12 protein-coding genes are annotated in these 13,116 nt (G+C 62.6%); 9 read left to right on the top strand and 3 right to left on the bottom strand.

The annotated features are described in order from the left end of the window. Positions 1 to 162: 162 nt before the first annotated feature. From OHL12_RS04090 to OHL12_RS04050, 9 genes are all read left to right on the top strand, one after another. Positions 163 to 603, top strand: a complete 441-nt coding sequence (locus OHL12_RS04090) for an arginine repressor (protein WP_263412556.1) — start codon at positions 163 to 165, stop codon at positions 601 to 603. Then, positions 603 to 1,715 (top strand): N-acetyl-gamma-glutamyl-phosphate reductase, encoded by a 1,113-nt coding sequence (gene argC, locus OHL12_RS04085; RefSeq protein ID WP_263412555.1) that lies wholly within the window; start codon positions 603 to 605, stop codon positions 1,713 to 1,715. Before OHL12_RS04090 ends, argC begins: the two co-directional genes overlap by 1 nt. Next, the gene (argB, locus tag OHL12_RS04080) at positions 1,712 to 2,494 is read left to right on the top strand and encodes an acetylglutamate kinase (protein ID WP_263412554.1); all 783 of its coding nucleotides are present in this window, start codon (positions 1,712 to 1,714) and stop codon (positions 2,492 to 2,494) included. The genes argC and argB overlap by 4 nt, the downstream gene beginning before the upstream one ends. Positions 2,495 to 2,574: 80 nt before the next feature. Next, entirely contained in the window at positions 2,575 to 3,885 is a 1,311-nt protein-coding gene (locus tag OHL12_RS04075; protein WP_263412553.1) for an aspartate aminotransferase family protein, read from the top strand. Further along, on the top strand, positions 3,878 to 4,957 hold the full coding sequence (gene argF / locus OHL12_RS04070) for an ornithine carbamoyltransferase (protein ID WP_263412552.1): 1,080 nt from the start codon (positions 3,878 to 3,880) through the stop codon (positions 4,955 to 4,957). The genes OHL12_RS04075 and argF overlap by 8 nt, the downstream gene beginning before the upstream one ends. A 142-nt stretch (positions 4,958 to 5,099) precedes the next feature. Continuing rightward, the gene (argG, locus tag OHL12_RS04065) at positions 5,100 to 6,443 is read left to right on the top strand and encodes an argininosuccinate synthase (protein WP_263412551.1); all 1,344 of its coding nucleotides are present in this window, start codon (positions 5,100 to 5,102) and stop codon (positions 6,441 to 6,443) included. 2 nt (positions 6,444 to 6,445) lie between these two features. Continuing rightward, complete coding sequence (argH, locus tag OHL12_RS04060; protein ID WP_263412550.1) at positions 6,446 to 7,924, top strand: argininosuccinate lyase; 1,479 nt, start codon at positions 6,446 to 6,448, stop codon at positions 7,922 to 7,924. Beyond that, positions 7,911 to 8,465 carry a GNAT family N-acetyltransferase gene (locus tag OHL12_RS04055; protein WP_263412549.1) on the top strand — a complete coding sequence of 185 codons (555 nt, stop codon included), beginning with the start codon at positions 7,911 to 7,913 and terminating at the stop codon, positions 8,463 to 8,465. The genes argH and OHL12_RS04055 overlap by 14 nt, the downstream gene beginning before the upstream one ends. Then, positions 8,466 to 10,013 carry a metallophosphoesterase gene (locus tag OHL12_RS04050; protein WP_263412548.1) on the top strand — a complete coding sequence of 516 codons (1,548 nt, stop codon included), beginning with the start codon at positions 8,466 to 8,468 and terminating at the stop codon, positions 10,011 to 10,013. Here OHL12_RS04050 and OHL12_RS04045 read toward each other — a convergent pair. From OHL12_RS04045 to OHL12_RS04035, 3 genes are read right to left on the bottom strand one after another with little or no spacing between them, the layout of a single operon-like run. Then, on the bottom strand, positions 9,998 to 10,819 hold the full coding sequence (locus tag OHL12_RS04045) for an ABC transporter ATP-binding protein (RefSeq protein WP_263412547.1): 822 nt from the start codon (positions 10,817 to 10,819) through the stop codon (positions 9,998 to 10,000). The genes OHL12_RS04050 and OHL12_RS04045 overlap by 16 nt on opposite strands. Further along, a complete protein-coding gene (locus OHL12_RS04040; RefSeq protein ID WP_263412546.1) occupies positions 10,816 to 12,042 on the bottom strand; it encodes a Gfo/Idh/MocA family protein in 1,227 nt (408 codons plus the stop codon). Before OHL12_RS04040 ends, OHL12_RS04045 begins: the two co-directional genes overlap by 4 nt. Beyond that, on the bottom strand, positions 12,039 to 13,109 hold the full coding sequence (locus OHL12_RS04035; RefSeq protein ID WP_263412545.1) for an FAD:protein FMN transferase: 1,071 nt from the start codon (positions 13,107 to 13,109) through the stop codon (positions 12,039 to 12,041). The genes OHL12_RS04040 and OHL12_RS04035 overlap by 4 nt, the downstream gene beginning before the upstream one ends. Positions 13,110 to 13,116 lie beyond the last annotated feature (7 nt).

Genomic DNA, 13,116 nt, shown 5'->3' with positions numbered 1-13,116 from the left:
ATGCATGTTTATGCAGCCCCGGCGGAGCGGCATCCATCGGATGTGTGAGTGGCCTCCCAGCAGCGACCTTCCGGTCCGCAGCGCAGATCCAGGCAAACATTTCGAGACGCTCGTCCGATTGGGCGATCGTTTCATGATCTGAGACGAAGGAGGGCGCCAGCATTGAAGCAACAGAGACACGCGGCAATCCGCGACATGCTGGCAAACTCCACGGTCACCTCGCAGGACGAGCTTCGTCGCAAACTTCAGAAACGTGGCTTTACCGTGACCCAGGCCACGCTTTCGCGCGACATGCACGAACTGCATATCTTCAAGGGTCCGAATGGATATGCACTTGCCGGACCGGGTCACGAGGATGACGACGATGTCCCCGCGATCAAAGAAACGCTGGAGAACTTCGGCCTGGAGGTGAAGCAGGCGCAGAACCTGCTGATCGTCATCACCACCACCGGATCCGCGCAGCCCGTCGCCGCTGCTTTGGATTACGAAGACTGGCCGGAACTGATGGGTTCGATCGCCGGCGACGACACAGTGCTCATCATCTGCGCGGATTCCGAACAGGCAGCGGTGTTGAAAGAGCGCATGGAAGGACTGATCGGGTAATGAGCGCGGTGATGGAGCAAGCGGAATCCAAGAAGACAGCGACGCAGGCATCGGGCCTGCGCACGGCCGTCGCCGGTGTGTCCGGATACGCCGGCGCGGAGCTTGCCCGCCTCCTACTGGCACATCCTCGCCTGCAGGGCACGGTTCCCACCTTTCTCGGCCGCATGGACGCGAACTCGGCTGCCGGCGCGCAGTCCCTGTATGACCTGCACCCACAGCTTGCGAGGCATAGTGGTGGGCCCGCGCCGGAGGTGACGCCGTTCACGTGGGAGCAGCTACAGGATCGTGGAACTGAAGTTCTGTTCCTGGCTCTACCTCACGAGCAATCGCGCGAGTGGGTGCCCGAGGCAATCGCTCGCGGCATGCGCGTGATCGATCTGTCCGGCGCGTGGCGCCTGCACGACCCAGCCAACGCGGCGGTGTATAAGCTGCACGACGCCGATCCGGCAGCGGCGGCGCGGCTGCAGGCGGCTGCGGTCTACGGCTGCCCGGAGCTGCACCGCTCTGCCATTGCTGGGGCGTCGCTGGTGGCCAACCCGGGTTGTTACGCGACCTCGATCATTCTTGCTCTGGCGCCGCTGATTCAGACGGGTATGCTCGATCTGGATCGCGGCATCATCGCTGATGCCAAGTCCGGCGTGAGCGGCGCGGGCAAGGCGCCCACGCCCAAGACTCACTTTATGTACGCGGCCGACAACCTGTCCGCCTACGGCGTCTTCGGTCATCGGCACACCGGTGAACTTCTGGAGCAGCTCGGCTTGCAATCGGACCAGATTCAGTTCACGCCGCACCTGCTGCCGATTCCGCGCGGCATTCTGAGCACGATCTATGCACGTCTCGCTGGGAACGCGACTGCCGTCGACATCGAGCGCACCTTGCGCAGCTTCTACGCGGATAGCCCGATGGTTCGGGTGCGGCGAGCTGGCGAGCTGCCCCAGATCCTGCACGTGGCGCACACGAACTTCTGCGACATCGGCTTTGAGGTGGGGCCGGACGGAAAGCGGCTTGTGCTGGTGAGCTGCCTGGACAACCTGTTGAAGGGTGCGGCCGGACAGGCCGTTCAGAACCTGAACGTGATGTGTGGATGGAACGAATCGGAGGGCCTGCTTTGAAGTACGTGGTGAAGTTGGGCGGCGCCTCCCTGGAACAACCCGAACTGCTCCAGGCGATCGGCAAGGCCATCGCAGACTTGGTAGCGGACGGGCACAGGGTCGCCGTGGTACATGGTGGCGGCGTGCAGTTGACCCGCACGCTGGCGCAGATGGGTAAGGAATCGCAGTTCATCAGTGGTTTGCGTGTGACAGATGCCGAAACGCGCGATGCCGCGCTGATGGTGCTTGCCGGGCGCGTCAACAAGTCCCTGGTGGCATCTCTCAATCAGCAGGGGCAATCCGCTGTCGGCATTTGCGGCGGCGACGGGCAGGTGTTTCGCGCGCGTAAGAAAAGAACCACGCCGGATTTGGGATTTGTCGGTGAGATCGCTGCCACCGACCCGCGTTGGATCGAGGCTATCTGGACGATGAACTCCGTGCCCGTCATCAGTTCCATCGCGCTTGGTTTTGACGGCGAGTACTACAACATCAACGCCGACGAGATGGCCGCAGCGACCGCAGCCTGCGTGAAGGCAGACGCGCTCGTATTCCTCACGGACGTGCCCGGAGTGAAGGGCGCGGACGGCACCGTTATGCGTTGGTTGTCGCTGCGCGATGTTCCGGCGCTGCAACAGAACTCGGTGATCAGCGGCGGCATGCTGCCGAAGCTGAACGCCTGCCGCGACGCTCTGCAGGCCGGCGTGAAGCGTGTCCGCATTCTTCCGGCCGAGGCAGCCCGCGTTCTGCCCGACCTGATCAGTTCCCGCGTCGAACAGGGTACGGAGGTGATGGCAGCATGAGCACCTTCGCAAGTACTCGAACCGAAATGCACTCGCCCCTTCGTTACCACGTCAACTCTCACCCCAACAGGACGGAACCCATGATCGCGAACCACGAACCGATTGCGAAGGACGGAGGTGCAACCAACATGAACCTTGTTGCGACCCAGGCGGCTGAACAGAAGCTGCTGCTTTCCACGTACGACCGCCATCCGGTTTTGTTCACGCGCGGTGAAGGCGTTCACTTGGTTGACGATGCGGGCACACGGTACCTTGACCTGCTCAGCGGCATCGGCGTGTGTGGTCTGGGATACAACCACCCGGCCATCAACAAGGCCATTGCCGAGCAGGTTGCGACGGGCCTGCTACATACGTCAAACCTCTTCTTTCACAGCCACACCGCCACGTTGGCGCTGAAGCTGACCGAACTGACCGGCATGGACCGCGTGTTCCTGTGCAACAGCGGCACAGAGGCGTGGGAGGCGGCGTTGAAGCTGGCTCGCGCGCATGCAGAACTGTTGCGCTCCGAAGGCAAGCACATCGGCACACGCATTCTCGCGCTGGAGCATAGCTTCCACGGCCGCACCATGGGTTCGGTCGCGACCACGCACAAGCACAAGTACCGTGAGCCGTTTCAGCCGGTCATGCCGGGCGTCACCTTTGTTCCGTTCAACGACGTGGATGCCTTGCGCTCCGCGTTCTCGGAAGACATCTGCGCCATCTGCATTGAGCCACTCCAGGGCGAAGGTGGCATCCATCCCGTCCCGCAGGAGTTCTTCGCCGCAGCACGTGAGCTGTGCGATTCCACGGGCGCGCTCCTGCTGGCCGACGAGATCCAGAGCGGCATGGGCCGCACCGGCAAGTGGTGCGCCTACCAGCACACGGGCATTCAGCCCGATGTGACGACGCTGGCCAAGCCGATCGCCGGCGGCCTGCCGATGGGCGCCATGTGCTGCAACGAAGAAGCAGCTCGTGCGATCACTCCAGGCATGCACGGCACCACCTTCGGTGGCGGGCCGCTGGTCTGCGCCGTCGCGCTTGCCGTGATCGACGAGATTGAGCGCTCTTCCCTGCTGGACCACGTGAGTGAGGTGGGCGCCTACTTCAAGCAGCAGCTTGAGGAGTTCGCATCCCGGCACCCGGTCGTCGCGGAAGTGCGCGGCATGGGCCTGATGCTCGGCATGGACATGCACTCCGCCGAAATCGCAGGCGAACTTCAGGGGCGCATGATGCTCGAGAAGCACATCCTGCTGAATCGCACCAGTGAAACTGTCCTGCGCTTCCTGCCTCCGTTCCTGCTTACGCACGCGCAGGTAGACGAAACTATTGCAGCCCTCGAGTCGCTGCTGCCTGAGATCGAAGCAAAGCAGACGAGCGAGGTTGAGGCTGCTGGAGAAGCGGTACATGGATAGCAGCAAGACCGTAGTGATGAATCGGCCGGAGCACGAACAGCCCCGGCCACGTGTAGAGCTTGGGATCCAGTCGGATGCCGCGTTCACCGAGGCGGCTAAGGCTCTGCGCGGACGCGACCTCACGTCCATCTCCGACCTTTCCGTGCAGGAACTTGCCGCGATCCTTGAGCTTGCGCACGCGGTCAAGGGACGGCCTGAGGACTTTCGTCACGCTCTGGACGCAAAGCAGATGGTGCTGATCTTTGAGAAGGCATCGCTGCGTACGCGGCTCACCTTTGAGACCGCGATCAACACGTGCGGCGGAAATGCAATCTTTGTCGATCAAACGCAATCGGTTCTGGGCGAGCGCGAGTCGCTGGCCGATGTGGCGCACAACCTGGAGCGCTGGGTCGATGTGATTGTGCTTCGCACCTACGCGCATGAGACGGTGACAGAGATCGGCGAGAATGCCAAAGTTCCGGTGATCAATGCCCTCTCTGACTACGAACACCCTTGCCAGGCCATCGCGGACTTCTGCACGCTGGAGGAGCGCTTCGGTTCCTGCGAAGGCCTCAAGTTCACCTATGTGGGCGACGGCAACAATGTCTGTCACTCGTTGATGCTGGCGGGCGCTCTACTCGGAGCGCACGTTACGGTAGCGACTCCCAAGGGCTACGAACCGGAGCTGGACGTGATTCACAAGGCCATCGCCTTTGCGGAGCAGACCGGCGGATCGATTCAGTTGATGCACGACCCGGTGAGGGCCGTGACCGGTGCCGATGCCGTGTACACGGACGTTTGCATCAGCATGGGCCAGGAGAACGAAGCGACCAAGCGCACGCCGATCTTCCGGCCCTACCAGGTGAATGAGGACCTGATGAAGCACGCGGCCGAACACAGCGTCTTCATGCATTGCCTGCCGGCGCATCGCGGGCAGGAGGTCACCGACGCCGTGATCGACTCGGCGCAAAGCATCGTCTTCGACCAGGCGGAGAACCGACTGCACGCCCAGAAGGCGCTGCTGCTGATGCTGCTGGGTGGAGCCAAGCGCATTCCGCGCGACCGCGGCATGGGCAAACGCCGCCGGGCCTAGGCGCGAACGCCCACGTTCTCTTATCTTCCGGCCTGCCGGTGCCTCGATCGCTCGTGAGCCACTGGGGCCAGATCGCTCTGGAGCACATCGTCATCCAACACAGCAGTTCCGTTCCGGAGCGCTAACGAAAGGTTCTAGTTTCATGTCGGTCATTCTTGAGTCGTTGCCGGTTGGGCAAAAGGTTGGGATCGCGTTCTCAGGCGGTCTCGACACGTCCGCCGCGCTGCACTGGATGAAGCGCAAAGGCGCTGTTCCCTACGCCTACACGGCGAATTTAGGTCAGCCGGACGAGTCGGACTATGAGGCCATCCCGCGCAAGGCGCTGGAATACGGCGCCGAGCAGGCTCGCCTGATCGATTGCCGCCCGCAGCTTGTTCGTGAGGGCATAGCTGCTCTGCAGGCTGGAGCGTTCCACATCACCACGGCGGGCGTCACGTACTTCAACACCACGCCCATCGGTCGTGCCGTTACCGGCACCATGCTCGTGACCGCCATGCAGGAAGACGGCGTCAACATCTGGGGCGACGGCAGCACCTACAAGGGCAACGACATCGAGCGGTTCTACCGTTACGGTCTGCTGGTGAATCCGGATCTGAAGGTCTATAAACCCTGGCTGGATTCAGCGTTCATCGACGAGCTTGGGGGCCGCGCGGAAATGTCGGCGTTCCTGCAGCAAAGCGGCTTTGAATACAAGATGTCTTTGGAGAAAGCGTACTCGACGGACTCCAACATTCTGGGCGCGACGCATGAAGCGAAGGACCTCGAACACCTGAGCACGTCCATGAAGATCGTTGCGCCCATCATGGGTGTCGCCTCGTGGAAGGACGATGTTGCCGTGAAGCCGGAGACGATCACCGTACGCTTCGCGGAAGGCGTGCCCGTTGCGCTGAATGGCACCGAGTACACCGACAGTGTCGAACTCATGCTGGAAGCGAACCGCATCGGCGGCCGTCACGGCCTCGGTATGAGCGACCAGATCGAGAACCGCATCATTGAGGCGAAGAGCCGCGGCATCTACGAGGCGCCCGGTCTTGCGCTCCTCTTCATCGCGTACGAGCGTCTGATCACCGGCATTCACAACGAAGACACGATCGAGCAGTATCGCGAGAACGGCCGCAAGCTGGGCCGCCTGCTTTACCAGGGTCGCTGGTTCGATCCGCAAGCGATCATGCTGCGCGAAGCGTCCCAGCGCTGGGTCGCACGTCCCGTTACGGGCGAAGTGACAATGGAACTGCGCCGGGGCAACGATTACACGATTCTGAACACGGAAAGCGCCAACCTCACCTTTGCGCCGGAGCGCCTCTCGATGGAGAAGACAGAATCCACCTTCTCGCCGCGTGACCGCATCGGCCAGCTCACCATGCGCAATCTCGACATCACCGATACCCGCGCGAAGCTGAAGACCTACTCGGAATCGGGTCTAATCCAACTGAGCGGTGGTGCGCAGGGCGGCTCGGAAATGCCACAACTGAAGGGTGCGGAATAAGCATGGCGACCCAACCGACAAAGATGTGGTCCGGCCGCTTTCGCGAGCCTCTCGATCCTGACTTCGAGCAGTGGCAGCGCTCGTTTGTGTTCGACTGGCGGCTGATTCCGATGGAAGCGAGCGCCAGTATCGCCCATGCGCGGATGATCGCGGCTGCAGGCATTCTGACGGCCGACGAAGAGCAGCAAATGATCGAAGCTCTAGGTCAGCTTGTGCGGCAGGAAGGCCTGAACGACGAGCGCACCATCTTCGACGCGGGCGCTCCCTGGGCAGACTCGGCAAGTCAGGCAGAAGACGTTCACCATTTTGTCGAGTTGGAGCTGAAGCGCCAGATCGGCGACCTCGCCCTGAAGCTGCACACGGGCCGCAGCCGCAACGAACAGATTGCGACAGACATGCGGCTGTACGTGGGCGACAGCATGTACCTGATCGCAGAGGGCATGAAGCGCTGGGCGCTCGCGCTGGTTGAACTTGCAGAGCAGGCTGGGGATGCGGTGATGCCGTCGTACACACACCTGCAGCGCGCGGAGCCGGTGCTGGTGGCGCACTGGCTGCTTGCCTATGTTTCCATGATCGAACGCGATCTTTCGCGCCTTGCGGATTGCAAGAAGCGGCTCAGCTTTTGCCCGCTTGGCTCTGGCGCCGTGGCCGGGGCAACGCTGCCGTTGGATCGCGAGATCGCGAGCCGTGCGCTGTGGTTTACCGCTCCCACACCCAACAGCATCGACGCGACCTCTGACCGTGACTTCGCCATCGAGTTCGTCCAAGTGCTCTCGACGTTTGCCTTGCACATCTCGCGGTTCGCGGAAGAGATCACGCTCTTCGCATCTTCGGAGTTTCAGTTTATCGAGCTTCCAGAGGCATTCTCCACCGGCTCTTCGGCGATGCCGCAGAAGAAGAATCCGGACTTCACGGAATTGCTACGCGGTAAGTGTTCGAGAGTCACCGGTGCGTTGTCCACGTTGCTGATGCTGGTGAAGGGTCTTCCTCTGGCATACAACAAGGATCTTCAGGAAGGGCAGGAAGCTGTCTTCAACGCGAGCGACACCATCATCGAGATCACGGTGCTGCTGCATCGCTTTACCTCGTCACTGCGGTTCCGCTACGAGCGCATGCAGGAGGCGGCATCCCGGGGATATCTGAACGCGATGGCAGCCGCGACGTATCTCTCCAACAAGGGCGTGCCTTTCCGCAAGGCACACGAGAAGATCGGCAATGCTGTTCGCTTTGCATTGGAAAGTGGGCGCGAGTTGAACGCTCTTTCCGTCGAGGAACTGAAGCAGTTTGGCGATGAGTTTGGGCCGGACTTCCACGATGCAATCTCGCTGCGAGCAACCATCGACTGCCATGACGTGATTGGTGGAACGGCGATGAAGCGCGTGCTGGCGGCGCTCGGGGAAGCACGCGCGCGGCTCTCCGAGCAGAGCGCGGTGGAGATGCTGGACGGAACTCTCCGGGAGGCTGAGTATGCCCGGAGCTAGCGTTCGCAAGGCCCGGCTGCAGGATGCGGCCAACATCTTCGAGCTGGTCAACTCGCTCTCGGGGGATGGCACGCTGTTGCGCCGGCAGTACGCGGAGATCTGCGAAAACGTTCGTGACTTCTTCGTCGCGGAGTCGGAAGGCGGCATCTTTCTCGGCTGCGGCGCCCTGCACCTGTACGGTCCGCACCTGGCCGAGGTGCGCTCGATCGTCGTGAAACCAGAAGCCAAGGGCCAGGGCGCCGGCGGCAAGCTGCTGAAGGCCTTGCTGGCCGAAGCAGAGGAGCACGGCGTGCAAACCACGTGCCTCTTCACGCGTATCCCGGATTTTTTCTTTCACTACGGCTTCCGCACTACCATGGATCGCACCGCGCTGCCCGACAAGATCTACAAGGATTGCCAGAAGTGTCCTCGGCTGCATGCCTGCGATGAATTGGCGATGATCCGCGGACCGGTGCCGCGCGTCGCTGTGCTGGGGCCAACCAAGATCAAGCAGCCGGAACTCGTCCCTTTGCAAATCGCATTTACCGGAACGGATCGCTGAATGCCGACCCGCGCACGGGAAATTCGTTTCGGTGTGCGCGCGAGACTTCCGTTGCTTCTGCTGTTTGTTCTTGCTCTGCTCGCGCCCGCGCTGGGGCCAGCGTTGCGCGCGCAGGCCGCGCCCGCCGGCACAGTCACGGCCGCGCTGCTGAGCGATCCGCATCTCGATCCGTTCCGCGACCCCTCGCGCGCGAAACGCCTGGCTGCTGCGCCGGTCGCGCAGTGGTCGGCCATTCTTGCTGAACCGCCAGCGGCCGACGCGGCCGCCCAGTTCGCCAATCTGCAGGCTACCTGCAACGAGAAGCTAACGGATTCCGACCCAGCGCTGGAGCTTTCGGCCTTCGACGATGCCGCGAAGGCCCACCCGTCCGTCGTGCTCGTCCCCGGAGACATGCTGGTGCACGGATTCGCCTGCCGCTACCGCACCTTGCTCGATCCCTCTGGGACGGACAGCTCCGGCCTGTCAGACTTCGCCGCAAAGACCATCGAGTTCCAGTTGCTGCAGTTGCAGCAGCGCTTTCCCGAGGCGACGATCCACTTCGCTCCCGGCAACAACGACACCGACTGCGAAGATTACGCGCTGGATGAGGACAGCCGCTTGCTTCACCGGCTGGCGCCGACGATCTCCGCCGGTTGGCGCAATACCTCAGCCCACGATCGCGACCTCGCTCGGCAGGACTTCATGCGTTTCGGTTCGTACGCGCTGCCTATGGCGGCGACCCTGCCCAACACGCGCGTGATCGCGCTCGACGACCTCTATCTCGCGTCGGACTACAAGGGAACCTGTGGGCATCAAGCGAATCGCGCCAGCGCCGCCGCTTTGCTGTCCTGGCTTCGTGGTCAGCTTGCTGCTGCCCGAGCCGCACACCAGGCGGTCTGGGTTCTTGCCCACATCCCGCCGGAGGTGAACATCTACCGGACCTACCTGCACCCGCACGACATCTGCCACGGGCAGGCGCCAGCTACCTTCTTCCCTGACGACACATTCGCCAATCTCCTGGTTGAATACGCCGACACGGTGCGCGTTTTCATCTCGGGTCATTCCCATGTGGACGAAATCCATCGCATCGAAGGCAGCGACTCCGCCGCTCCGGGTGTCGCACTGAAGACGGTCCCATCCATCTCCCCTGTCAGCGGCAATGCTCCCGCTTACCTCCTCGCACAGATCGATCCCGGTTCGGCAACGCTGGTGGACTACAGCAAGCGAGTCGCGACCGCAGTCTCTCCAGCGACGCCGGCGGGTGCAGAGCCGTCGCAAGCTTGGCGATGGTCCACGGCTTACGACTTCCGCGAGCGGTACTCTGAGCCGAACTTCACGGCGCGCAGCGTGAGCGACCTACTGCACCGCTGGGAGACAACACCCGACGCCGCTGCGACGCAGATCGATGCGTACCAGACTTCGTTGGCCTCCGGCCTGCGGCTGTTTGCGGTCCGCGCGACGTGGCCCCAGCAACGATGTGCCATGCAGCACAGCAGCGCCGCCGGGTTTACGGCGTGCGCCTGCTCAGCGCCCGGCGGTATGTTGCCTCCCGCTCAGAACGCGAAGTAGAGATCATCGCGCTGCTGAACCTGCAACTGCAGGTCGTACAGATCGCTCAACGCCTCAGCGGTAAGCAGGTCGCTCGGTGTTCCGTCTGCCATGATGCGCCCCGACTGCATCATTAGCACTCGCTCAAATGCAGGGACGATGTCTTGCGTGTGGTGAGTCACTAGTACCAGGCCCACTCCGTCCCCCGCAAGCCGCATCAACGTCTCGCGCAACTCATGCTGGGCGCGCAGGTCAAGCGCGTTCGATGGCTCATCCAGCAACAGCACACGTTGGCCGCTGCCATCGCCGCTGGAGCAGAGCGCTCGCGCGATCATCACCCGTTTCTGCTGCCCTGCGGACATGGCACCAAGCTCCCGGTCCGCCAGACTAGCTATGCCGAGTCGCTCCATGCCTGCGTATGCCTCTTCTCGCATCTCTGCGGTCGGCCGCAGGTTTGGCCACAATCGCGCTGCGGAAAAAAAGCCGGCGGTCACGACCTCCAACGCAGGCACGCCCAGCGCATCGCGAGGCGGCGCAGTGGAAGGCACAATGCCTAGCCGCCGCCGCAGCTCTGTCACATCCCAGCGCTCGCGGCCAAAGATGCGCACGTGCATACCCGGCCGCACCACGGGATACAGCTCACGCGTCAACGTTTGGACCAGCGTGGACTTGCCACATCCGTTCGGCCCCAGAATGGCCACACACTGCCCTGCCGGGATCTCCAGCGCGATGTCGTGCAGCACCACGGCATCCCCGCGCATCACGGACACTGCGCTGAGATCGATAAACAGCGGTGCGGTGTCTGTCTCCACTGCCCGGTCCGTCATACGACCGGCAACGCCGGGATAGGCGTTTTCTCTTCCGTGAAGACCGCATCGTGTGCCACGGCGCAGGCGATCGCCGCACGGTAGCCGACCTCAGCATTTGCCAGCGGCTTTGCTCCGCCCCGCACCGCGGCGAAGAAGGCCGAAGCGCAGGCCAGCGTCGGATCGATATACGTCACCTGCACCTTGTCGCCGGGTCCGCGGTAAGGCATCTCGTTGCCGGTCGAGTAACTTGCCCCGGTCTCCACCCCATGCTCTACCACGGTTGCGTTGGCCTCTTTGGGCAGCGGCTTCTTCTTCTCGTAGTAGAAGACGGCGTCTTCGATCGTGAACTGCACGCTGCCTTCCGTGCCGTACACCCAGAACTCGTTACCTTGCTTGGCATTGTCAGTCAGCGAACTGAACACCATCCGCTTGCCGCCTGCATACAGGAACGTGCATTGGGTGTTATCGCCGACTGTTCGGCCATCGCGGTACCGCACGATGCTGTTGGTACCCAGCACGTGGGTTGGCTGGCCGCCAAAGATCCAGTTCGCCAGATCGATGTGGTGCACGCCAAGCTCGGTGACGAGGCCGCCGGAAGTTTCGCGGTAAAGCCGCCAGTTGATCAGGTGTTCTAACTTTCCGTTTGGGTCATCCTTCGGCACGGGTCGGCGCCAGTCGTTGTTGCGATGCCAGTACGCGTACACGTGCGTGGGTTCGCCGATCTCGCCTTTGCGGATGCGCTCCATGCTCGCCACGATCCATGGCGCGTAGCGGTACTGGTGCCCGATCTGCAGAATGCTCCGGCTGCGGCGTGCCGCGGCGATAATGCCCTGGCAGTCTGGGACGGTAAAGCCCATCGCCTTTTCGCTGTACACCGGCTTGCCGGTATGCAGCACGGCCTCCAGGTGTTCGCGGTGCAGCGAGAGAGGAGTCGCAATCAGAAAGGCATCCACATCCGGCCGGGCGATCAGCTCGCGATAGTCCTTGGTGTGAAATACCGTGCGCTCGGCAACGGCGTCGGCCTGGGCAAAGCGCGGCTCGTACACATCGGCTACGCCAACCACCTCCACCCCCGGCACGTGCAGCATCTGGCGCAGCACCTCTTTGCCTCGGCTTCCCGGTCCGATCACGCCCATCTGGACCCGATCATTCGCGCTGCGGGCCGACATCGTCGCGTGTCCATCCCGCGCAAACATGGCCGCCGTCGCCGCCGAAGTCTGCAAAAAGGTCCTTCGATTCATTCCACCTCCACGACGCGCCGGCAGAACCCGGGCGCAATCGGCTGCCGCCATCGTATCGCGGTGCACACACGATGGTCCTCTGCGCCTGTGACGATCAACGCACGATCGTTCGGCAGCGAGTGCAGCAGCCGAATGCTTTCCGAAGGCGACAAAACGAACAAGGCGTTGGACAGAGCGTCACTCGCCGTTGCGGAAGGGTCGACAATCGTCACCTGCTGCACGTTCTCGACAGGGCGCAGCGTCCGCGGATCCATGATGTGACAGTACCGATGCCCCTGCAGCGTGAAGTTCTTCTCAGCGCAGTTCGCTGTAGAGAGCGTTGTGTCGCGCAACAGGGTGTAGGTCACATCATTCCCTGGTCGCCAGGGATCGTGTGCGTTCACTCTCCACGCGGCGCTTCCGGCCGGTGGACCGATCGTTCCTATGGTGCTGCTACCAGCGGAGAGCATGGCAGATCGGACGCCTGCGGCCCGCAGTATGCGAAGCCCGGCATCTACGGCAAATCCTTTTCCGATCCCGCCCGGATCAAGCTCCACGCCTGGCACGCGAAACAACACACTCCGGTTCGCCGGCTGCAGCTCCATCTTGCGCGAGCCCACCCGTTCGTGCAGCGCTTGCAGTTCGGCCGAGTTCGGCACGCGGCCCTCTTTGCGAAAGAAGCCCCACGCCTTCATCAAAGGTCCCACTGTAATGTCGAAGGCGCCGTCGCTCGCCCGGCTCCAGTGCTGTGCCTCTTCCAGAAACGCGAACGTCTCCGGATCGGTCGTGACCGGACCGCTTGCCGCGTCTGCGTTGATGCGCGACAGTTCGCTATGCGGGCGGTAGTTGCTCAGCAGATCTTCCAGGCGATCCACTTCGTCGAACACCTCGCCAGCCAGCTCGGCGGCGCGGGTCTCATCTCGCGCACTCACCACCAGTTGCCACTCCGTTGCCATGGCGCCGTGGTTCAGGGTGAACAGGCGTTCCGGTACATCGGGCCCAAATGCATTCGTCTGCCCGGGCCAGGCGGTGAGTAACGACAGCAACAAAGCGGCGGATCGCGACACGGCAGCGGTACGAAAGCGCATCCCACAC

The organism is Terriglobus aquaticus, from assembly GCF_025685415.1.
Taxonomy (GTDB): Bacteria; Acidobacteriota; Terriglobia; order Terriglobales; family Acidobacteriaceae; genus Terriglobus; species Terriglobus aquaticus.
This window is presented reverse-complemented; position numbering and strand designations above follow the sequence as displayed.